The sequence below is a fragment of the Streptomyces sp. NPDC087440 genome, from assembly GCF_044744005.1.
Classification (GTDB): domain Bacteria; phylum Actinomycetota; class Actinomycetes; order Streptomycetales; family Streptomycetaceae; genus Streptomyces.
Genome location: NZ_JBIUXN010000004.1, coordinates 237,232 through 257,400 on the forward strand (window position 1 = coordinate 237,232; position 20,169 = coordinate 257,400).

The 20,169-nt window shown below is 71.8% G+C and carries 21 protein-coding genes; 6 read left to right on the plus strand and 15 right to left on the minus strand.

Annotation, left to right across the window (positions count from 1 at the left end; all coding sequences use genetic code 11):
- The first annotated feature begins 170 nt into the window (after positions 1–170).
- Positions 171–752 carry a PPA1309 family protein gene (locus tag ACIO3O_RS12155; RefSeq protein ID WP_401744756.1) on the plus strand — a complete coding sequence of 194 codons (582 nt, stop codon included), beginning with the start codon at positions 171–173 and terminating at the stop codon, positions 750–752.
- 24 nt (positions 753–776) lie between these two features.
- Here ACIO3O_RS12155 and ACIO3O_RS12160 read toward each other — a convergent pair whose 3' ends face one another.
- From ACIO3O_RS12160 to ACIO3O_RS12175, 4 genes are all read right to left on the minus strand, one after another.
- Positions 777–1,865 (minus strand): PDZ domain-containing protein, encoded by a 1,089-nt coding sequence (locus tag ACIO3O_RS12160; protein ID WP_401744757.1) that lies wholly within the window; start codon positions 1,863–1,865, stop codon positions 777–779.
- Between the two features lie 152 nt (positions 1,866–2,017).
- Positions 2,018–2,263 carry a hypothetical protein gene (locus ACIO3O_RS12165; RefSeq protein WP_401744909.1) on the minus strand — a complete coding sequence of 82 codons (246 nt, stop codon included), beginning with the start codon at positions 2,261–2,263 and terminating at the stop codon, positions 2,018–2,020.
- Between the two features lie 141 nt (positions 2,264–2,404).
- Positions 2,405–2,875 carry a molybdenum cofactor biosynthesis protein MoaE gene (locus tag ACIO3O_RS12170; RefSeq protein ID WP_401744758.1) on the minus strand — a complete coding sequence of 157 codons (471 nt, stop codon included), beginning with the start codon at positions 2,873–2,875 and terminating at the stop codon, positions 2,405–2,407.
- A gap of 114 nt (positions 2,876–2,989) precedes the next feature.
- Positions 2,990–4,138 carry an SDR family oxidoreductase gene (locus tag ACIO3O_RS12175; RefSeq protein WP_401744759.1) on the minus strand — a complete coding sequence of 383 codons (1,149 nt, stop codon included), beginning with the start codon at positions 4,136–4,138 and terminating at the stop codon, positions 2,990–2,992.
- A gap of 191 nt (positions 4,139–4,329) precedes the next feature.
- Between ACIO3O_RS12175 and ACIO3O_RS12180 the strand changes: the two genes are divergently transcribed.
- Together ACIO3O_RS12180 and ACIO3O_RS12185 are read left to right on the plus strand one after the other, a co-directional pair.
- Positions 4,330–5,790, plus strand: coding sequence for a zinc-dependent metalloprotease (locus tag ACIO3O_RS12180; RefSeq protein ID WP_401744760.1), 1,461 nt, complete (start codon positions 4,330–4,332; stop codon positions 5,788–5,790).
- Positions 5,787–6,317 carry an NUDIX hydrolase gene (locus ACIO3O_RS12185; RefSeq protein WP_401744761.1) on the plus strand — a complete coding sequence of 177 codons (531 nt, stop codon included), beginning with the start codon at positions 5,787–5,789 and terminating at the stop codon, positions 6,315–6,317. The genes ACIO3O_RS12180 and ACIO3O_RS12185 overlap by 4 nt, the downstream gene beginning before the upstream one ends.
- 74 nt (positions 6,318–6,391) lie before the next feature.
- Here ACIO3O_RS12185 and ACIO3O_RS12190 read toward each other — a convergent pair whose 3' ends face one another.
- The 4 genes from ACIO3O_RS12190 to ACIO3O_RS12205 all read right to left on the minus strand — a co-directional run bounded on the left by ACIO3O_RS12190 (position 6,392) and on the right by ACIO3O_RS12205 (position 10,280).
- Entirely contained in the window at positions 6,392–7,147 is a 756-nt protein-coding gene (locus ACIO3O_RS12190) for an AIM24 family protein (RefSeq protein ID WP_401744762.1), read from the minus strand.
- 16 nt (positions 7,148–7,163) lie between these two features.
- Positions 7,164–7,844, minus strand: a complete 681-nt coding sequence (locus ACIO3O_RS12195; protein ID WP_401744763.1) for an AIM24 family protein — start codon at positions 7,842–7,844, stop codon at positions 7,164–7,166.
- A gap of 14 nt (positions 7,845–7,858) precedes the next feature.
- Positions 7,859–9,592 (minus strand): TerD family protein, encoded by a 1,734-nt coding sequence (locus tag ACIO3O_RS12200; RefSeq protein WP_401744764.1) that lies wholly within the window; start codon positions 9,590–9,592, stop codon positions 7,859–7,861.
- A gap of 145 nt (positions 9,593–9,737) precedes the next feature.
- On the minus strand, positions 9,738–10,280 hold the full coding sequence (locus ACIO3O_RS12205) for a M48 family metallopeptidase (protein ID WP_401744765.1): 543 nt from the start codon (positions 10,278–10,280) through the stop codon (positions 9,738–9,740).
- 264 nt (positions 10,281–10,544) lie between these two features.
- Here ACIO3O_RS12205 and ACIO3O_RS12210 point away from each other — a divergent pair, with 264 nt between their 5' ends.
- On the plus strand, positions 10,545–11,684 hold the full coding sequence (locus ACIO3O_RS12210; RefSeq protein ID WP_401744766.1) for a ThiF family adenylyltransferase: 1,140 nt from the start codon (positions 10,545–10,547) through the stop codon (positions 11,682–11,684).
- Positions 11,685–11,771: 87 nt separating this feature from the next.
- Positions 11,772–13,148, plus strand: coding sequence for an ABC1 kinase family protein (locus ACIO3O_RS12215; protein WP_401744767.1), 1,377 nt, complete (start codon positions 11,772–11,774; stop codon positions 13,146–13,148).
- A 40-nt stretch (positions 13,149–13,188) separates the two neighbouring features.
- Here ACIO3O_RS12215 and ACIO3O_RS12220 read toward each other — a convergent pair whose 3' ends face one another.
- The 5 genes from ACIO3O_RS12220 to ACIO3O_RS12240 all read right to left on the minus strand — a co-directional run bounded on the left by ACIO3O_RS12220 (position 13,189) and on the right by ACIO3O_RS12240 (position 17,116).
- Complete coding sequence (locus ACIO3O_RS12220) at positions 13,189–13,398, minus strand: hypothetical protein (protein WP_401744768.1); 210 nt, start codon at positions 13,396–13,398, stop codon at positions 13,189–13,191.
- Positions 13,399–13,524: 126 nt separating this feature from the next.
- Entirely contained in the window at positions 13,525–13,854 is a 330-nt protein-coding gene (locus tag ACIO3O_RS12225; RefSeq protein WP_189820681.1) for a hypothetical protein, read from the minus strand.
- Positions 13,851–14,219 carry a WhiB family transcriptional regulator gene (locus ACIO3O_RS12230; protein ID WP_401744769.1) on the minus strand — a complete coding sequence of 123 codons (369 nt, stop codon included), beginning with the start codon at positions 14,217–14,219 and terminating at the stop codon, positions 13,851–13,853. The genes ACIO3O_RS12225 and ACIO3O_RS12230 overlap by 4 nt, the downstream gene beginning before the upstream one ends.
- A gap of 171 nt (positions 14,220–14,390) precedes the next feature.
- Positions 14,391–14,741 carry a hypothetical protein gene (locus ACIO3O_RS12235; protein ID WP_401744770.1) on the minus strand — a complete coding sequence of 117 codons (351 nt, stop codon included), beginning with the start codon at positions 14,739–14,741 and terminating at the stop codon, positions 14,391–14,393.
- 191 nt (positions 14,742–14,932) lie between these two features.
- Positions 14,933–17,116, minus strand: coding sequence for an ATP-dependent DNA helicase UvrD2 (locus ACIO3O_RS12240; RefSeq protein WP_401744771.1), 2,184 nt, complete (start codon positions 17,114–17,116; stop codon positions 14,933–14,935).
- Positions 17,117–17,305: 189 nt separating this feature from the next.
- Between ACIO3O_RS12240 and ACIO3O_RS12245 the strand changes: the two genes are divergently transcribed.
- Positions 17,306–17,563, plus strand: coding sequence for a glutaredoxin domain-containing protein (locus ACIO3O_RS12245; protein WP_345228545.1), 258 nt, complete (start codon positions 17,306–17,308; stop codon positions 17,561–17,563).
- 115 nt (positions 17,564–17,678) lie between these two features.
- Here the strand turns inward: ACIO3O_RS12245 and nudC are convergent, their stop codons facing one another.
- Together nudC and ACIO3O_RS12255 are read right to left on the minus strand one after the other, a co-directional pair.
- A complete protein-coding gene (gene nudC, locus ACIO3O_RS12250) occupies positions 17,679–18,590 on the minus strand; it encodes an NAD(+) diphosphatase (RefSeq protein ID WP_401744902.1) in 912 nt (303 codons plus the stop codon).
- 181 nt (positions 18,591–18,771) lie between these two features.
- Entirely contained in the window at positions 18,772–20,169 is a 1,398-nt protein-coding gene (locus tag ACIO3O_RS12255; protein WP_401744772.1) for a dipeptidase, read from the minus strand.

The following is a 20,169-nucleotide window of genomic DNA, read 5'->3' on the forward strand; positions in this document are numbered from 1 at the left end:
CACCTCGAAGTTCGCTGTGTTGTTTGCGGTGTCTAGCTCTGGTGTTTGCGGTGTCTAGCGGGTCTAACAGGTATTGCCGGGCCGCGCGATCGTAGAGCCCGTACCTATGCAACTTACTGAAGCTTTACTCAGTTCCCGCTTTGGGGGCCGAAGGAGGCAGGATATTCACCATGTCCAACTCCTCCCCCTCAGACCACACCCCTCCGATGCCCGCTCCGGGCACTCCGATGGCCGCCAGTCCGCTCACCCGGGCGGTCCTGGAGATCGACGAGTACGCCTCCGGCCTCGGCTGGGACAAGCCCGCGCGGCTGTTCGCGCTGGTGGACACGGCGAAGCTGCGCAAGCAGGAGCCGGGGCTCGCCAAGCAGCTCGGCATCGAGCCGGGACAGGCCGCCGGCTACACGCCGATCGAGCAGGAGGAGATTCCGCGCGGCAAGGCGCTGGACGAGTTCCTCGGCACGATCGCCTGGCCCGGCCAGGTGGCGGGCTGCGCGCTCACGGTGGAGCGGCTGATGCTGCCGCCGTCGGCGGAGGCGTCGGTGCCGGAGGGGATGAAGGGCAAGCAGCTCACCAAGTGGGTGGCCGCGCACCCGGACCGTCAGGAGGTCCGGATGACGGTGGCGGTGCTGCGCGGCGGGGCCCGCGAGTCGGCGATCCGGCTGCGCGAGAAGGACTCGCCGAACGAGGTGCTGACGGGTCCGGACCTGGTGCCGGGGCTGGCCGAGGCGCTGGCCGCGACGTTCGAGTCGTGACTCAGGTGGCGTGAGGGATGCGGGTCAGCCCGTCGTGCACTTCGGCAGGCTGCCCCGGTCGCCCTTGCGGATGCCGTCCATCGCCTTCACGGCGTCGTCGAGGGTGTCCACCTTCACCAGGGTGAGCCCGTCGGGGACGTCGGCGGAGGCGGTTGCGCAGTTGTCCTTGGGCGTCAGGAAGTACTCCGCGCCGGCGGCCCGGGCGGCGACCGTCTTCATCTGGATGCCGCCGATCGGGCCGACCTTGCCCTTCTCGTCGATGGTGCCCGTACCGGCGACGAACTTTCCGCCGGTCAGGTCGCCCTCGGTGAGCTTGTCGACGATGCCGAGGGAGAACATCAGCCCGGCGCTGGGGCCGCCCACGTCGGCCAGCTTGATGTCGATGGTGAACGGGAAGGTGTGGTCGGTACCGGCCTGGATGCCGACGATCGCCCGGCCGTTGTCGTCGGCCTTCTTCGTGGTGACGCTGACCTTCTCGGTGGCCGTGGGCTCCTTGTGCGCCTTCTCGGCGGCCTCGGCGTCCTTGACCGGCACGATGGTGAAGACGACGGTCTCACCGGGCTTGTGCCGGGTGACCAGCCGGGAGACGTCGCCCGGTTCCTTGACCTTCGTGCCGTCGACCTCGCGGATGACGTCGCCCGCGTGCAGCTGGTTCTCCGCGGGGCTGTCCTTGACGACGCTGGCCACGACCACCCGGGTGGCGACGGGCAGCTTCAGCTGCTGGAGGGCGGCCACCTTGGCGCTCTCCTGCGACTGGCTGAACTCCTCGGCGTTCTCCTGGGTGGACTGCTCCTCGGTCTTGCCGTCCGGGTAGAGCGTGTCGTGCGGCACCACGACGCTGTCGTGGGCCAGCCAGCCCGCCACCGTCTCGACGAGGTTCATCCGGTAGTTGGCGCCCGTGACGCGGACCGTCGTCATGTTGAGGTGCCCGGTCGTCGGGTACGTCTTGTGCCCGGAGATCTGGAGCACCGGCTCGCCGCCGGCCTCGCCGAGGGTGTTGTACGTGGGTCCCGGGGACATCTCCGCGTACGGAACCTTGATGAGGACACCCGCACAGAGCAGCGCGATGAGGACGAGGGTGGAAGCGAGCATCGTCGCGGTGCGGCGTGGCATGGAACGACAGTACGGGACGGGCCCGCACGTGCACCGCTGGGGCCGGTCCGTACGGGGCGCTCGGGGTTTCCGGCGGCTCTCGCGTACGGACGACGGGTGCGGGCGTCGGGGCGGCGGGCGGCCTCGGTCTCAGGCGGCCTCGGTGGCCGGGGTCAGGCGGCCTCGGTACCGGAGTGGGACTTCTCCATCGCTTCGCGGAACTTCTCGTAGCCCGCCAACTCGGCGACGTCGCCGGTCGTGCGATTGCGGGCGGCCCAGCTTCCCCATATCGCAGCCCCTACGGCTGCGAAAAGCGGAATCAGCAACCAGGCAAGTGCAGCCATTCCGACCTCCCGACCCAGTGAGCGACCGCTGAACAATCCGAGCGATCGCAGCCAGCCGATCAGCAGATTAACCATCCGCTGCTTCAACGCTCGGCCCCGGGGTCGGGTTACGCAAATCGGTGCGGTTGACGGCATCCGTGTTTAGAGCGCCGACTTGCGGCTAACAGGCGCCGACCCGCCCTCCCGTCGCCCGGCCACCGCCCCTCAACGACGGCGCTACGCGCCGACCCATTCCTCTGCGCCGTCGGAGAACTTCTGGTGCTTCCAGATCGGCACGTCGTGCTTCAGGTCGTCGATGAGCATGCGGCAGGCCTCGAAGGCCTCCGCCCGGTGCGGGCAGGAGACGGCCACCACGACCGCGAGGTCGCCCACCGCGAGGTCGCCCACCCGGTGGACGGCCGCGAGCGCCCGCACGGGGTACTTGGCGACGACCTGCTCGGCCACCCGGCGCATTTCCGCCTCGGCGGTGGGGTGGCAGGAGTAGCCCAGCGCGTCGACGTCCGCGCCGCCGTCGTGGTTGCGCACGGTGCCGACGAACAGGGCGGTGCCGCCCGCCGCGTCCTCCCCGACGGCCCGGAAGACCTCGTCGAGGGAGAGCGCCGTGTCACGGATGGCGAGCAGCCGGATCGGGTCCTGCGCCGCCTGTTCGCCCGGGTGGGTGGTGATGGTGCTGGGAGTGCCTGCCATGCCCCCATCGTGCCGTACGCCACTGACAACGCGGAATTGCGTTATCGCCCGGCACACGGGGGCGACCTCTGGAGCCTCCTACAGTTGCGCACGGCACCGGGTGCGCTGTCGCGGTCAGATGCGGCGGCGCGCCTTGCGGGCGCGGCGCACCAGTGCGGCCGTACCCAGCAGGGCGACGGTGGCGCCCGCGGCACCGGCGGCGGTGGCGTCCTTGCGGCCGAGCCTGCGACCGGCGACGGTGTGCCGTCCCTCCACCTCCTTGAGGAGTTCGGCGAGGACCTCCTCGTTGGTCCACTGCGGCCGCCAGCCCGCGTCGTGCAGCCGCGAGACGCTGACCACCCAGGGGTGCATGGTGTACGCCAGGTCGCCCGCCGGGGACGGGGTGAGGCCGATCCGGTGCAGGCGCGCGGCGGCTCCCAGGGCGACCGCCGAGGGCAGTTCCATGCGGCGGATGCCGCTGAGCTCCTCGACCTCCTCCTGCTCCAGCCAGCCGTCGCAGCCCACCGCGATCTCGCCCTCGACCTTCTCCAGGACGGCGTACTCCAGGGCGCTCACCAGGTCGTCCACGTGGCAGAACTGCCAGGTGGGGCGCGATCCGGCGGCCACCAGGAGGCGGGGCGACTCGAAGTAGCGGGTCAGGGCCGTGTCCGTGCCGCCGACGAGGACGGCGGGGCGCACGACGGTGACGTTGAGTCCGGGGTGGGCGCGCGGGGCGCGGCGGCCCAGGCGCTCGACCTCCAGGAGGTCGCCGACGCCGGTGGCCTCGGCGGTGGCGCGCAGCTCGGCGTCCTCGGAGAGGGGGATGTCGTTGTCGGGGAGGGCGCCGTAGACCATGGCGCTGGTGCACAGGACGACCCGGTGCACTCCTGCGGCGGCTGCGGCAGTAAGTACCGTCTGCGTGCCGCGCACGTTGTACGCCGTACGGGCCGCCGGGTCGGTCTCCAGGTCGAGGTCGAGCGCCAGGTGCACGACGACGTCCGCGCCGCGCAGCTTCTCGGCGATGGCGGGGTCGCGGACGTCGAGGATGTGCCACTGCGCCTCGGAGACGTCGCCGCGCCGCTCGTCGATGGCGACGACCTGCTTGATCTCCTCGGACTCGGCCAGGCGCCGGGTCAGGTGGGCACCGACTCCGGACGCGGCACCGGTGACCGCGACGACCGGGCCGCGCACGGAGCCGCGGGACGGGTTGGCGGGGGTTGACGGGTTTCGCGCTGCGCGAACCTTGGGATCTGTTGCGCGAACCTGCGGATCTGGGGAACTCACCGGGCGTCTCCAGCGGTTGTCTTCAGTACGTACGCGAGTTGGCGCGTACGGACCAGGTGGCGTCCATCCTGCCGCAGGCCTTGAGTCGGCGGAGCACCGAGCCCGGAACCTGTTCGGGTGTCTACGCTGGGTGCAGAAGCCGGGCAGCCGCCGCCGGCCAACTCCGGCGGCCCTACGAGCCGAGGAAACCCGTGAGTGACACCCCATTCGGATTCGGCCTTCCGCCGGAGGAGCCGGAGGACGGCGACGGCAAGAAGAAGGACCCTGCCGGTGGTGGGCAGGGTTCCGGCGGTGACCCGTCGAACCCCTTCGGGTTCGGCTCGCTGCCCGGCATGGGCGGCATGGGCGGTGACAATCCGTTCGCCGCGATGTTCGGTTCGATGAACCCGAACGACCTGGGTGCGGCCTTCCAGCAGCTCGGCCAGATGCTGAGCTACGAGGGCGGCCCCGTGAACTGGGACATGGCCAAGGACATCGCCCGGCAGACCGTCGCGCAGGGCACCTCCGACGGCACCAAGGACGCCAGCGTCAGCGCCGGTGAGCGCTCGGCCGTCGAGGAGGCCGTGCGGCTGGCGGACCACTGGCTGGACGGCGTGACCTCGCTGCCCTCCGGTGCGACCACCGCGGTGGCGTGGAGCCGTGCGGAGTGGGTCGAGGCGACCCTCCCGGCGTGGAAGCAGCTCGTAGACCCGGTGGCGGAGCGCGTCGGCGCGGCCATGGGCGATGTGCTGCCGGAGGAGATGCAGGCCATGGCGGGCCCGCTGATCGGCATGATGCGCTCCATGGGCGGCGCCATGTTCGGCCAGCAGATCGGGCAGGCCATCGGTGTGCTGGCGGGCGAGGTGACCGGGTCGACCGACATCGGTCTGCCGCTCGGCCCGGCCGGCAAGGCCGCGCTGCTCCCGCTGAACGTGGCGGCGTTCGGCAAGGACCTGAGCGTCGACGAGAACGAGGTGCGGCTGTACCTGGCGCTGCGCGAGGCCGCCCACCAGCGGCTCTTCGCACATGTGCCGTGGCTGCGCTCGCACCTGTTCGGCGCGGTCGAGGGGTACGCCCGCGGGATCACCGTGGACACCTCGAAGCTGGAGGAGGCGGTCGGCGGTCTCGACCCGTCCAACCCCGAGCAGCTTCAGGAGGCCCTCCAGCAGGGCATGTTCCAGCCGGAGGAGACCCCGGCGCAGAAGGCCGCCCTGGCCCGTCTGGAGACGGCGCTGGCACTCGTCGAGGGCTGGGTCGACGCCGTCGTGCACGAGGCCGCGAAGCCCCGTCTGACGTCCGCCGACGCGCTGCGCGAGACGCTGCGCAGGCGGCGCGCCACCGGTGGTCCGGCCGAGCAGACCTTCGCGACGCTGGTGGGCATGCAGCTGCGCCCGCGCCGTCTGCGGGACGCCGCCCGGCTGTGGGCCTCGCTCACGGACGCGCGCGGCCACGAGGGCCGTGACGGCCTGTGGGAGCACCCGGACATGCTGCCGACGGCGGCCGACCTGGACGACCCGGACGGCTTTGTGCACCGCGAGCAGATGGACTTCTCCGAGCTCGACAAGATGCTGGGCGAGGCCGCGAGCGGCGGTGCCTCCTCGGAGGGGAAGCCCGCTGCGGACGAGAAGCCGAACCTGACGAAGGACGACGAAGGCGACGAGGGCGGCAAGTGACCCTGCACGACGACGCGGTCCTGGTCCTCAAGGGGTACGAGGACCAGGCCGAGCTGCGGCAGCAGTACCTGGACCACCTCTCCGCGCACCCGGACGGGATGTGGAAGGCCTGCACGGCCGGTCACCTCACGGCCAGCGCGCTGGTGGTGGACGCCGAGCGCGGGCGGGTGCTGCTGACGCTGCACAAGAAGCTGAAGATGTGGCTCCAGATGGGCGGGCACTGCGAGAGCGGTGACGCCACGGTGGCGGACGCGGCGTTGCGCGAGGCCACCGAGGAGTCCGGCATCGCGGGCCTGACGCTGCTTCCGGTGGGCCCGGTGCGCCTGGACCGGCACCCGATTCCGGCGCCGTGCCACTGGCATCTGGACGTGCAGTACGCGGCGCTCGCCCCGGCTGGCGCGGTCGAGGCGATCAGCGACGAGTCGGACGACCTGCGCTGGTTCACCTACGACGAGGTCGCGGACGTGGCCGACGCGTCGGTCGTCCGGCTGGTGGAGCGGACGCGGGCGGCGCTGGCTTCGCGGTAGTTCCGGCGGCGCCTTCGGCGTACATGAGTAAGGGGCGACCTCCTGGAGGTCGCCCCTTACTTCTTGCCCTGTCGCTAGTTCCAGGCGTTGCCCTGGTTCTGGCCGTGCGCGCCGTGCTGGCCCATGCCGTACTGGGCGGCCATGCCCTGGCCGATCACCGCGTTCTGCGGCGGCATGACCTCGCTGGGCTGGACCAGGACGATGCCCTGGCCGAGGAAGCTGAGCTCCCAGCCCTCACCCGTGTTGCCGCGCCTGCGCCGTATCCCCGAGGAGTGCGTCTGCGCCTGCATCTGCACCCGCAGCGACGCCGACCAGGCGACCACGGCGTCCGCGTCGGCGCTGATGTACCGGTCGGGCGTGACCTGCATCATCAAGGGCTGCCCCGAGGTCATCAGGGCGACCTTGCCGCGGCCGGAGATGTTCAGCTGGTACTTGCCGGAGCCGGAGATGCCGTACTGGCTGTCCACCGCGATGACCTCGGTGTGCAGCGCCGAGTCCAGGGCCAGGACGTAGCTGCTGTCGACGGTGAGGCCGTCCTGGTCGACGTCCACGACGTGGATGTACTGCGCGAGGTTGGCCAGGAAGACGGTGCCCTGACCGGAGCAGCGCATCAGGTCCAGGCCCTCGCCGGTGTTGGCGCGGGCGCGCTGTTGCTGCTGCGAGACGTACTCGCCGTCGAACTCCATCAGCCCCTGGTAGGCGACCATGCTGCCCTTGCGGGCGAGGACGTCGTCGTGGCCGGTCAGGGCGACGCGCAGCAGCTGTGCGTTCTGCGCGGTGTAGCGCTCGGTGGACTGCACTTCCGTGTGGCCGAAAAGCGGGCTCTGCATGATCTCCGTATCCCCCTCAGTGCCTGATCCGCAGGCGGTCCGAGCTGTCCTCGCTCGGCTGTACGACGACGACGCCCTGGCCCGAGAAGGCCATCTGGTACGCCTCGCCGCTGCCGCGGCCGATCAGCGAGGACGCCTTGAAACTGCGCTTGCCCTTGACCTTGAGGTTCGGGGACCAGGCGACCAGGGCGTCCGGGTCGACGTACGTCTCGTCCTCGCCGCGGCCGCAGTCGACGACGATGGGCGTGCCGCGCGAGGTGAGGGCGACCCAGCCGGTGCCGGTGACCTTGACGTTCCACAGGCCCTGTCCGGCGAACTTGGCGAGGCCCTTGACCCGCTCGACGCCCCACTGGAGGGTCGCGTCGAAGGCGAGCAGGTTGGTGCCGTTGACGGAGAGGGCGTCGTTGTTGAGGTTGATGACGACGACGTCCGCGCCGTAGTCGGCGAGGTAGAGCAGGCCGTCGCCGGAGCACTTCATGAGGGGCGCGCCCTCGCCGGTGATCCACTGCGAGGCGATCTGGCGCACCGCCGGGGGGTTGGGTTCGTACTGGACGAAGCCCTCGTAGGCGACCATCGAGCCGGTGCGCGCGAACAGGTCCTGCCCGCTCGCCATGGCGATCTTGACCATGGAGCGGCCGTGGTTCTCCATGCGGGCGGAGACAGGGGTCGGGGCGAAGCCCGCGAGTTGCTGGTTCATTTCTTCGGGCTCCCTCAGACCTCGTACGGCTGGACGACGATGAAGTTCCCGGGGGCTCCCCGGAACTGGAGGTTCACGGTCTCTCCGCTGTGGCCGGGGAACGCCTGGCGGCGCAGCCGGACCTGGCTGGAGAGGATCACCTGGGAGGCGGCCGACCAGGCGACGATGGCGTTGCTGTCGGCGAAGGTGGTGGGGGTGACCGGGAGGACGACCGGGATGCCCTGGGTCTTCACCACGACGGTGCCGGTGCCGTGGAACATCATCGTGAACAGCGCGCCGCCGGGGATGCCGTGGCCCTCGATGCGGCGGACCTCGTGCTGGAGGGTCTCGTCGAAGGCGAGGACGTTCTCGGCGGAGACGCAGATGCCGTCGCCCTGGAGTTCGATGGGATGCAGGTGGGCAGCGTTCTCCGCGAAGAAGACCTGGCCGGCGCCGGTACAGCGCATCAGCTGCATTTCCTGGCCGGTGGCGTTGCCGACGATGCGGCCCCGGAAACCGGCGCCCTTGTAGCTGAATTCGACCTTGCCCTGGTACATCACCATGCTGCCCTGGCGGGCGAGTACGGCGGTGCCGTTGTTGCCGAGGTCGACCCGCATCAGTTGCTCGTTCTGCGGGGTCCAGCGCTGGCCGGTGGGCGTCTCGCGGAACTTCTGCAGGGCGGCCTGGAGGCCGGGGGCCTGCGGGGCGCCCTGCGGCGGGATGCCCTGGGGGATGCCCTGCGGCGGCATGCCCTGCTGGCCGTACGGCTGGTGGTGCTGCTGGGGCGGATACGGCTGGCCCGGCTGCTGTCCGTACGGTCCGGGGGCGGCCGGTGCGCCCTGCGGGTAGCCGTACTGGCCGCCCTGGCTCTGGCCCGGGACCTGCTGGCCGTACCCCTGGGGCGGCTGGGGCGCCTGCGGGGCGTGCGGCGGCTGGCCGTACGGCTGCTGCGTGTGCAGCGGTGCGGCGATAGTCTGCGCGGCGTGCACCGGCGGGACGGCGGGCGCGGGCGCCGGGGGCGGTGTGCTGCCCTGGGGCGGCGGGGTGTACTGCGGGGCGGGCGCCGGGGCTGGTGCCTGGGGCGCGGGCGCCGGTGCTGGTGCTGGTGCTGGTGCTGGTGCGCCGAAGGACGGGGCCGGCTGCTGCGGTACGGGCTGGGGCGGGCCGGACTGGGCGGGCGGGGCGAATCCGGGCGCCGCGCCCTGCTGCGGTGCCGGGGCCGGGGGCTGTTGCTGCTGCTCCTCCTCGACCTCGCCGCCGAAGTTCTTCAGCAGCGCCTCCAGGCCTCCGTCGAAGCCCTGGCCGACGGCGGCGAAGCGCCACACGTCCTTGAGGTAGAAGTCGCCGAGCATGACGGCGCGCTCGGTGCTGAACTCGGAGCCGTTGAAGGAGTACCGGGCGACTTCCTCGCCGCCCGCCACGACCCGGATGTAGCCGGGGGACACCTGCGACATCTGTCCGGCGCCGTCGATGGTCGCGGTGAAGGACAGCTTGTGGATGTGCGCCGGGATGCGGTCGAGGGTGACGCGGAACGACTCCGTGTCACCGGCCTGCGCGCCCAGGAGCTGGATGGACTCCTCGGGCGACTTGGGCTGGTTGAAGAAGATGAAGTACCGGTCGTCGCTGAGCTGCTCGCCCGCGTCGAGGCCGAAGCAGCTGATGTCGAAGGTCAGCCCGGGAGCGCCGATCTGCACGCCTACGTACAGGTCCGTCCCCGCTGTGAGGTCACTGATCTTGGCCTTGTGGCCGCGCTGGAATTCCCTGGCCATACGTAACGACCGTCCCCCGTCCCGGATGTGGATGCGTCGCGAAGCAGGCTATCCGCTATCTCCGACAGTGCGGCAGGCCGGTACACAGTCGGTACAGAGCACCGCGGGGCGGTGTCCCGCTCCGGCGGTGGACGCGGGGCGGGTGCTACTGCTCGCGCGCTTTGGGCAGGTGGGGCAGGCGGTCGGCGGCGACCACCCCTTCGAGGTAGCCGCGGGCCCGCTCGGTACGGGGGTAGGCCTCCAGGAGCTGCCAGAAGCGGGCGCCGTGGCCGGGGACCAGGAGGTGCGCCAGCTCGTGCAGGAGCACGTAGTCGATGACGTACTCCGGCATTCCCTGGAGCCGGTGGGAGAGCCGGATGCTGCCCTCGGAGGGGGTGCAGGAGCCCCAGCGGGTGTTCTGGTTGGTCACCCAGCGCACCGAAGCGGGCTTGGCACGGCCGTCGAAGTACTGGTCGGAGAGGTGGGCGGCGCGGTCGGTGAGGTCGTCGTCGCCGAGGGCCCGCTTGCTCTCCTGGGCGGCCAGCTTGTCGAGCATCACGCCGACCCAGCGCTGCTCCTCGGCCTCGGACATCCGGGCCGGAATGAGCACGATGGTGCGGTCGCCCTCGCGGTACGCGGAAACGGTGCGGCTGCGCCGGGCACTTCTGCGGACCTCGACGGCGAAGCGGGGGGACGGGTCGACGGACACGCCACGACGTTACCCGCTGTGCCCGGCGGAAGTCCTGCCTTGGCGGGGTTACGGCCGGAAGCCGCGCCCCGACGCCTTCCCGACGCCTTCCCGAACCCTGCCCCCGGCCCCTCCCCCGGGACCGCTCGCAGGAGTTCGTACGACTAACACCCGGCCCTGTGGACAACTTTCGGCACGGATTTCCGCGGCGGCGCATTCTGGTCCCAGGCGATCTCGCGGACCGGCCGCGGGAGCGGCGACGACGGGGAGACGGGGGTGGGACCGATGCATCCGAGGGTGAAGCCCGCACTGCGGCGGGCCTGGCGGGACCGGCAGAGCGTGCAGTTCGGGGTGACGTCCGCGCACGCGGTGCTGGTCGGCCCGGTGGACACGGCGACCGGCACGCTGCTCGGGCTGCTGGACGGGACGCGGGGCATGCCGCTGCTGCGGCAGGAGGCGCGGGCGCGGGGGCTGCCGGAGGAGCAGGCGGACCGGCTGGTGGCGCGGCTCGCGGCGGCGGGGCTGATCGACGACGTGGGCGCGGGCGGGCCGGGGGCGGTGGCCCTGCTGGCGCGGTCCGGGGAGGCCGACCGGCTGCGGCCCGACCTGGCCTCGCTGAGCGTGGTGCATCCGGAGCCGGGCGGCGGGGCCCGGCGGCTGGCGGCGCGCCGGGCGGCCCGGGTGCAGGTGCGGGGTGCGGGGCGGGTCGGCACGGCGCTCGCCGGGGTGCTGTCGGCGGCGGGCGTGGGGCGGGTCGACGTGCTGGACGGCGGGTGCGTGGAGCCGTGGGACGTGGCACCGGGCGGGGCGGGGTCGGACGCGGTGGGCACACGTCGCGACACCGCCGCCCGTCGTGTCGTACGGGACTGTGCCCCCGGGCGTGCTCCCCGGCACCGGCCGGGCCCGGCCGCGGACGCCGAGCCCGCGCTGTCGCTGGTCGTGGTGGCGCCCCGGGACGGGCTGGACGCCTATGTGCCGGACCCCGCCGCGGCCGAGCCCTGGGTGACGGCCGGGGTTCCGCACCTGTACGCGGGCGTGGTGGAGGCGACGGGGGTGGTGGGGCCCCTGGTGCTGCCGGGCGGGACGGCGTGCGCCGGGTGTCTGGCGCGGACGCGGGAGGAGCGTGATCCGGGGTGGGCGAGGATGCGGGCGCAGTGGCGTTCGGGGCGGCGGGACGGGGTGCCGGGGTGCGACGTCGCGTTGGCCACCGCCGTGGCGGGGTTGGCGGCCGCCCATGCGCTGGCCTTCCTGGACGGGGAGTTGCCGTCGAGCGCCGGGGCGCGGTGGGAGGCGGCCCTGCCGCTGTTGGACTGGCGGTGCGAGGAGCTCACCGCGCACCGGGACTGCTCCTGCGGCGCAGGTCGGGAGAGGGAGGGGGACGCCGCCGAGGAAGGCTTGAGGCCGCACGACACAATGGCACGGTAGGCGCCGTCGAAAGTGCCGGGGAGACGACCGCGGAAGCGGGGGCTCCGGGGCAGGTGCGGTGCGGCTGTCTGGGATTTGGAGGGGCTCATGTCTGATCTTCCCCGGAAGGCGGTCACCCGTACCGCCAAACTGGCCGCGTTGCCACTGGGCTTCGCCGGCCGGACCGCCTGGGGTCTGGGCAAACGGATCGGCGGGAAGTCGGCGGAGATCGTCGGGCGGGAGCTGCAACAGCGCACGGCGGAACAGCTCTTCAAGGTCCTGGGCGAGCTGAAGGGCGGGGCGATGAAGTTCGGGCAGGCACTGTCCGTCTTCGAGTCCGCGCTGCCGGAGGAGATCGCCGGACCGTACCGGGCGGCCCTGACGAAACTTCAGGAGGCGGCGCCTCCGATGCCGACGAGCACGGTGCACAAGGTGCTCGACGAGCGGCTGGGCGAGGACTGGCGGGAGCTGTTCCGGGAGTTCGAGGACAAGCCGTCGGCTGCCGCCTCGATAGGGCAGGTGCACCGGGCGGTGTGGCACGACGGGCGGGCGGTGGCCGTCAAGGTGCAGTACCCGGGCGCCGGTGAGGCACTGCTGTCGGACCTCAACCAACTGGGCAGGTTCGCCCGGCTGTTGGGTCCGCTGATCCCCGGCATGGACATCAAGCCGTTGATCTCGGAGCTGCGGGACCGGGTGACGGAGGAGCTGGACTACGAGCTGGAGGCGCGGGCCCAGCGCGAGCACGCGGCGGAGTTCGCCGCCGACCCCGACGTGGTGGTGCCGGACGTGGTGCACCAGTGCGACCAGGTGCTGGTCACGGAGTGGATGGACGGTGTGCCGCTCGCCGACGTGATCGCGGACGGGACGCCGGAACAGCGTGACCGGGCGGGGCAGTTGCTGGCCCGGTTCCTCTTCTCGGGTCCGGCGCGCACGGGCCTGCTGCACGCGGACCCGCATCCGGGGAACTTCCGGCTGCTGCCCGCGGGTTCGGACGGAGCGGGTGACGAGGGGCCGTGGCGGCTGGGGGTGCTGGACTTCGGGACCGTCGACCGGCTGCCGGGAGGCCTGCCGGAGGCCATCGGGGAGGCCCTGCGGATGACCTTGGAGGGCGACGCGGACGGGGTGTACGACATGCTGCGCCGCGACGGGTTCGTCAAGGAGGACATCGAGCTGGACCCCGGTGCGGTGCTGGACTACCTGCTGCCGATCATCGAGCCGGTCCAGGTCGAGGAGTTCGCGTTCAGCCGGGGCTGGCTGCGGCAGCAGGCGGGCCGGATCGCCGATGTCCGCTCCCCCGCCCACCAGTTGGGCAAGCAGCTCAACCTGCCGCCCGCGTACCTGCTGATCCACCGGGTCACGCTGAGCACCATCGGGGTGCTCTGTCAGCTGGGGGCGACGGTGCGGCTGCGGGAGGAGCTGGAGGCCTGGCTGCCGGGGTTCGTACCGGAGGAGGAGCAGCCGGTGGAGCGGTCCCGGGCCGAGTAGCGGGGCCGGAGCCCGGCCGGGGCACCACCGGGCGTCCGGGTCACCACCAGGACGAGTCGAGTCGGCCCTCGATGGCGCGGAGGTGGGTGCGGGCGCAGTCGACGCAGAAGTGGCGTCTGCTGCCGCCCTCGACGGAGAGGGTCCAGGTCGGCGGGGGTCCCTGGGCGCGCGTGCCGCACTGCGCGCACACGACGCCCGCGTCGCCGTCGTCGGGCGCGGGCTGCGCGGGGCCTGGCTGCTGCGGGTCCACCTCGCGACGATAACCCCGCCGGCGGGCGGAGTCTCCCCCGTACACGCCCGTGGGGCCGGCCCTTGCGGACCGGCCCCACGGACATCTGTGGCGTTGCTCGGGTACTGCGTGCCCTGCGGCGGTCTGCTACTGCATGACCGCCATGGCCAGCGCGCGGCGGGCACGGAGCGACACGCGCTCCGCGCGACGCTGCATGCGCCGGGCGGCGACCAGGCGCACGGCCTGGCGCTCGGCGTCGGCTTCCCGCCGACGCTCTTGCATATGGGCACGAGCCAGGGCTTCTGGAATGAGTTGCATCTCGCGGGTCCTGTTCTGACGCGAGGCGTTCGCGCCGATGGTGCTTGCGGTGGAAGTCGCGGAGCCGGACGGCTCGTAGGTCGTGGGGGTCATCGGGTCCTGCTTCTGGGGATCGTGCGTGTGGGGGCGGTCAATGGGTCCTGTGCCGGTGATGTTCATGCTGCGACCGGGTTCTTGCGCGGACGGCCACGCGGACGCTTCCGGGCGACGACAACGCCCTGGACGAACAGCTCGCCACCCCAGACACCCCAGGGCTCGCGGCGCTCCTTGGCACCGGCGAGGCAGGCCTCGACCAGCGGGCAGGTGCGGCAGAGCGACTTGGCGTACTCGACGTCGGCCGGGGTCTCGGCGAAGAAGACCTCCGGGTCGTACGAACGGCAGGGGACGGGCACGCCGAGGTTCTCGATGGCGTCGTCGAGCGCGGTGAGCGCGGTGAGGGGGGTCAAGGTCGGGTCCTCCGTGGAGCCGGGCGGCGGGATCGGGTGGGAAGTCGGTACGGACGGGGCGTGCGTGTCGGTCTGCACGGTGGTGGATTCCTCGTCTGTTCGTTCCGGCCTGTTGGCCGGGTGGTGGCTGGTACCGGTGTTGCTTGGTCCCGAGGCTCCTTCAGTCCGTTCGCCCCGTTCGGGGAAAACAGAAGGGCCGCGAAACCCGGGTGGGGTTCCGCGGCCCTGAAGGCGCCGGCCTGATCGTCGTCAGGCTGGATCACTCCAGGGTTCGAGCCCACGGAAGGCCCACATCTTGTGCTGGTGCTGCGTCGTCGTCTGCGTGGTAAATCCGGCACCGGTCGCCGCGAACGCATAGGCCTGCGCCTGTGCCTTCGCTACTGCTGCCTCCGGTGCCTTGGTCGGTCGCTCATTGCCGCCCTCGACGGTTCCCCGGACGGGGAGGCTCGCCAGCGGGGCCGGGCTGAGGGCGGAGGCGCCAGACAGACCGGTGCCGCGCAGCGAAGCGGCGGAGGAAGCAACGAGCAGGGAAGAGCCGAGGGTGCAGGCGGAGACGACGGAGCGATCGGTCATTTTGGTGAAGGTAATGAAGCTGGTCACTGGAATCGCCTCCTCTCGGCGTCTAGGGGTCCCGGCCGAAGCCGACACACACGTATTCGGATAAGTACAGCACAGAGACAGGGCTTCAGAGAAGAGCCGCTGTTCCCGTGGTTAAGAACCTATGGGGCTCCCCACAGGAAGCGCAAACTATTTTTTCGACGAGTTTTTCTCACACCCCCGCCGCTCCCCCCTCAGTCCTCCTGCCCCTCCTCGTCAAGCTCCTGACCTGCGCAGAGGGCGAGAACAGCCGTTCCGTACAGCTTCGTCTTGCGGTGTCCGACCCCGGCGATCCGGGTGAGATCACCCGCGTCCTCGGGGCGGGCCTCGGCGATCGCCATGAGGGTCTTGTCGGTGAAGACGCAGTACCCCGGCAGCCCCACCTTCTTCGCCTGCCGCCCGCGCCAGCCGTGCAGTCGCTCGTACAGGCCCTCGTCCATGTCGGAGGGGCAGCCCTCGCAGCGCATCAGCTTCATCTCGCCGCCGTCGATGAGTGTCTTGCCGCACACCCGGCAGCGGACCGGCCCCCGGAAGGTCCGCACCGTGGTGCCGGGAGCGGCGCCCGTGGCCGCCGGTGAGCCTCCCGCGGCGGCCCGGGACACCTGGGTGCCGGAGCCGGGGCGCAGGCCCTTGAGGAAGCGGCTGGCGATCCGGGAGGCGCGTCCGCCGGGCGAGCGGGCCAGCGCCCAGGACAGGCTGAGGTGCACGCGGGCCCGGGTGACGCCGACGTACAGCAGGCGGCGCTCCTCCTCGATCTGCTCGTCGGTCTTGGCGTACGTGATCGGCATCATGCCCTCGGTGAGGCCGACCAGGAACACGGCGTCCCACTCCAGGCCCTTGGCCGCGTGCAGGGAGGCGAGGGTGACGCCCTGGACGGTGGGCGCGTGCTGGGCGGCCTTGCGCTCCTCCAGTTCGGCGACGAGGGCGGTGAGGGTGGCCTGCGGTGCGGCCCGGGAGAAGTCCTCGGCGAGGCGGACCAGGGCGGCGAGGGACTCCCACCGGTCGCGGACCACTCCGGAGCCGGCCGGTGGGGTCGGTTTCCAGCCGTTGCCGCTGAGGATGGCGCGGACCTGTGAGGGCAGGCCCTCGACGCCGTCGAGGAGGTGGTCGTTGCCGCCGAAGCGGGCGGCGCTGCGCAGGGCGTGGATCGCCTCGTTCACCTCGGGCCGCTCGAAGAAGCGCTCGGCGCCGCGCAGCTGGTAGGGCACCCCGGCGTCGGCGAGCGCCTGCTCGTACACCTCGGACTGGGCGTTGATGCGGTAGAGCACGGCGATCTCACCGGCCGGGACGCCCGCGGCGATCAGGTCGCGGATGCGCCGGGCGGTGCCCTCGGCCTCGGCGGGCTCGTCGCCGTACTCGCGGAAGACGGGGGCGGGGCCCTGCTCGCGCTGGGAGATGAGTTCGAGGCGGTTCTCGGCGGCGCGGCCGGTGGCCGGGGCGAGGACGCCGTTGGCCAGGTGCACGACCTGGGGGGTGGAGCGGTAGTCGCGGACCAGCTTGACGACGGTCGCCCCGGGATGGCGGGTGCGGAAGTTCAGCAGGTGGTCGGGGGTGGCGCCGGTGAAGGAGTAGATCGTCTGGTTGGCGTCGCCGACGACGCACAGGCTGTCGCGCTCGCCGAGCCACAGTTCGAGCAGGCGCTGCTGGAGGGGGCTGACGTCCTGGTACTCGTCGACGACGAAGTGCTGGTACTGGCGGCGGAACTCGTCGGCGATCAGGTGCTGGTCCTGGAGGATGCCGACGGTGAGCAGCAGCACGTCCTCGAAGTCGATCAGCCCGCGCTCCCGCTTGAGCTGCTCGTACGCGGTGTAGATCTGGCTGATTTCCGCCTCGCCGCGCGGGGCCGTGCGGTGGGCCTTGGCGATGGCGGCGGGGTAGTCGTCGGGGACGGTCTGGGTGACCTTGGCCCATTCGATCTCGCTGGTGACGTCGCGCAGCTCGCCCCGGTCGAGGCGGATGCCGAGGCGCCCGGCGGCCTCCGCGACCAGTTGCACCTTGCGTTCGATCAGCCGGGGCAGGTCGCCGCCGACGACCTTGGGCCAGAAGTAGCGGAGCTGGCGCAGGGCGGCGGCGTGGAAGGTGCGGACCTGGACGCCGCCCGCACCGAGCTGGCGCAGCCGTCCGCGCATCTCGCCGGCGGCGCGGGTGGTGAAGGTCACGGCCAGCAGGCTGTTCTGCTCGAAGGTGCCCAGGCGCACCCCGTACGCGATCCGGTGGGTGATCGCGCGGGTCTTTCCCGTACCGGCTCCGGCGAGGACGCACACCGGGCCGTGCAGGGCGGTCGCGACCTGGCGCTGCTCGGGGTCGAGCCCGTCGAGCACCGCGTCGGCCGTCTCCGGGACCTGCGGGAAAAGGGAGGAGTGCGTTGCTGCTGTCACCCTGCCATGCTGCCAGGTCTCCCGGGACTGCTGCGGTGGTTGTCCACAGGGGGTGGGGTCCGGTCGTACGAATGCGGGAGGGGTGGTGGGAATGGTCGGTGGGTCCCGTACGTTCGAGTCACTGGGAGTACGGATCGCTGAAGGGTTCAGCTCAGCCGAGCCCCAGCCAAGCAGAGGAGCAAGAGGGACATGTCGGGCACCGTCACGATGTACAGCACCACGTGGTGCGGCTACTGCCGCCGGCTGAAGAGCCAGATGGACCGCGAAGGCATCGCCTACAACGAGGTCAACATCGAGCACGACGCCGACTCGGCCGCGTTCGTGGAGAAGGCCAACGGTGGAAATCAGACGGTGCCGACCCTGCTCGTGGTGTCCGAGGCGGGCACCGAGTCGGTCATGACGAACCCGTCGCTGGCGCAGGTCAAGCAGGCGCTGGCCGCCGCCTGACCCGGATTCGCGCCGAGGACAACGGCCGCCCCGCATGTCGCGGGGCGGCCGTTGTCGTACGTACGGGGCGGCTCGGGCGTACGGCGTACGCGGCGGCTCAGGCGTACGGGGCGGCTCAGGCCGCGCGGCCCGGCTTCGGCAGCGGCTCGCCGTACCAGCGCTCGATCAGGCGGGCCGCGATGGAGATGCCGAACGGCGGCAGCACCTCGCCGGACGCGAAGGCGGCGGCCAGGTCCGCGCGGGAGAACCAGCGGGCTTCCTCGATCTCCTCGCCGTCCACGTTGATCTCGGAACTGGTGGCGCGGGCCGTGAAGCCCAGCATCAGGCTGGACGGGAACGGCCACGGCTGGCTGGCCAGGTACTCGACCTCGCCGACGACGACGCCCGCCTCCTCGAAGACCTCGCGGGCCACCGACTGCTCGATGGACTCGCCGGGCTCGACGAAGCCCGCGAGGGTGGAGAAGCGGCCCTCGGGCCAGTGCACCTGGCGGCCGAGGAGGGCCCGGTCCTGGTCGTCGGTGACCAGCATGATCACGGCGGGGTCGGTGCGCGGGTAGTGCTCGGCGCCGCAGGCCTGGCAGCGGCGGATGTGCCCGGCGGCGGCGATCACGGTGCGCTCGCCGCAGCGGGAGCAGAAACGATGCAGCCGCTGCCAGTTCTCCAGGGCCACCGCGTGCACCAGCAGGCCCGCGTCGCGGGGCGACAGCAGCAGGCCCGCCTCGCGCAGCCCGGCGGGGCGCGCGGACTGGTCCATGCGGCCGGGGAGGCTGTCCTTCTGGAGGGCGAAGTAACTGACGCCCTCGTCGTCGGTGCCCAGGAAGTAGCGGTGGGTCTCGGTGAGCGGGGCCTCGAACGCCGGGGTCATCACCAGTTCGGTGCGGCCGTCGGGGGTGTCGTCGATCAGCGCCTGGCCGCCGGAGACGACGAAGACGCGGGTCGAGGGGTGGCTCCAGGCGGCGGCCAGCCAGGCCTCGTCCATGCGGTGGTGCGCGGCGCGGTCGATGCCGCTGGAGGCGGCGAGGGCGATCGGCCGGTCGAAGGCGGCGGCGGTGACGCCGGTGGTGTTCGTGCCGCCGGTGGTACTCGTGCTGCCGGTGCTCGTGGTGACGCCGTTTCCGGTGCCGGTGACGCCGTTGTCGGTGCTGGTGCTCACAGGTGCTTCCAACTCCCCCGGGTGGATCGGGATTCTGTTCTGCTCAGCGGTTCGGTCAGCGAAGGGGCTGCGCGGCGAGGTCGCCCCACAGGTACGCGGTGGTCTCGACGCCCTTGAGCAGCAGGTCCAGTTCGACCTTCTCGTTGGGCGCGTGCCAGCCGTCGGACGGCACGGAGATGCCCAGGAAGAGCACGGGGGCGTCGAGGACGTCCTGGAGGTCGGCGGCAGGGCCGGAGCCTCCTTCGCGGGTGAAGCGGATCGGCTGCTCGAAGGCCCGGCCCATGGCCCGTACGACGGACTGCAGGGCGGGGTGGTCGAGCGGGGTCAGGCAGGGGCGCGTCGCGGCGCCGAAGGTGATCTCGTGGCGGATGCCGGCCGGTACGCGGGCCGCGATCCAGTCCCGTACGGCCTGCTCGATCGTGTCGGGGTCCTGGCCCGCGACGAGGCGGAACGACAGCTTCAGCTCGGCGGACGCCGGGACGATGGTCTTGCCGCCGGGGCCCTGGTAGCCGCCGCCGATGCCGTTGACCTCGGCGGTCGGGCGGGCCCAGATGCGCTCCAGCGTGGAGTACCCGGCCTCGCCGTGGGTGGCGTGGGACTTGGCCGTACGCAGCCACTGCGCCTCGTCGAAGGGCAGCTCGGCGAAGAGCGCGCGCTCCTGCTCGGTGAGCGGGACGATGCCGTCGTAGAAGCCGGGGACGGTGATGTGGCCGTCCTCGTCGTGCAGGGCGGCGACCACGCGGGCGACGACGGTGGCGGGGTTGGGCACCGCACCGCCGAAGGAGCCGGAGTGGATGTCCTGGTCGGGGCCGCGGAAGGTGATCTCGCAGTCGGCGACGCCGCGCATGCCCGTGCACACGGTCGGGGTGTCCTCGGACCACATGCCGGTGTCGGAGACGATCACGGCGTCGGCGGCGAGGCGGTCGCGGCGGGCCTCGACGAGCGCGCGGAAGTGCGGGGAGCCGGACTCCTCCTCGCCCTCGACGAGGAGCTTGAGGTTCACGGCGGGGGCGGTGCGGCCGGTCGCGGCGAGGTGCGCGCGGACGCCGAGGGTGTGGAAGAACACCTGGCCCTTGTCGTCGGCGGCACCGCGCGCGTACATCCGGCCGTCGATCGTCGTCGGCTCGAAGGGCTCCGTGTGCCAGCCGTCCTCGCGGGCGGCGGGCTGCACGTCGTGGTGTCCGTAGACCAGGACCGTGGGGGCGTCCTGATCGCCGGAGGGCCACTCGGCGAAGACCGCAGGGGCGCCGTCGGTGGGCCAGATCTCGGTGACCGGGAAGCCGGTCTCCTTGAGCTTGGCGGCCAGCCACTCGGCACTGCGCCGTACGTCCCCGGCGTGCTCGGGCTGGGCCGAGACGGAGGGGATGCGCAGCCACTCGGCCAGGTCGGCCAGGAAGGCGTCGCGGTGCTCTTCTATGTACGTACGGACGGCGCTGTCCGGGGTGTCGCTCAT

Coding starts and splice junctions, on each gene's coding strand:
- ACIO3O_RS12155 (WP_401744756.1), top strand. CDS start 171: ATGTCCAACTCCTCCCCCTCAGACCACACCCCTCCGATGCCCGCTCCG.
- ACIO3O_RS12160 (WP_401744757.1), bottom strand. CDS start 1,865: ATGCCACGCCGCACCGCGACGATGCTCGCTTCCACCCTCGTCCTCATC.
- ACIO3O_RS12165 (WP_401744909.1), bottom strand. CDS start 2,263: ATGGTTAATCTGCTGATCGGCTGGCTGCGATCGCTCGGATTGTTCAGC.
- ACIO3O_RS12170 (WP_401744758.1), bottom strand. CDS start 2,875: ATGGCAGGCACTCCCAGCACCATCACCACCCACCCGGGCGAACAGGCG.
- ACIO3O_RS12190 (WP_401744762.1), bottom strand. CDS start 7,147: ATGCAGAGCCCGCTTTTCGGCCACACGGAAGTGCAGTCCACCGAGCGC.
- ACIO3O_RS12195 (WP_401744763.1), bottom strand. CDS start 7,844: ATGAACCAGCAACTCGCGGGCTTCGCCCCGACCCCTGTCTCCGCCCGC.
- ACIO3O_RS12200 (WP_401744764.1), bottom strand. CDS start 9,592: ATGGCCAGGGAATTCCAGCGCGGCCACAAGGCCAAGATCAGTGACCTC.
- ACIO3O_RS12210 (WP_401744766.1), top strand. CDS start 10,545: ATGCATCCGAGGGTGAAGCCCGCACTGCGGCGGGCCTGGCGGGACCGG.
- ACIO3O_RS12215 (WP_401744767.1), top strand. CDS start 11,772: ATGTCTGATCTTCCCCGGAAGGCGGTCACCCGTACCGCCAAACTGGCC.
- ACIO3O_RS12225 (WP_189820681.1), bottom strand. CDS start 13,854: ATGAACATCACCGGCACAGGACCCATTGACCGCCCCCACACGCACGAT.
- ACIO3O_RS12245 (WP_345228545.1), top strand. CDS start 17,306: ATGTCGGGCACCGTCACGATGTACAGCACCACGTGGTGCGGCTACTGC.
- ACIO3O_RS12255 (WP_401744772.1), bottom strand. CDS start 20,169: ATGAGCGACACCCCGGACAGCGCCGTCCGTACGTACATAGAAGAGCAC.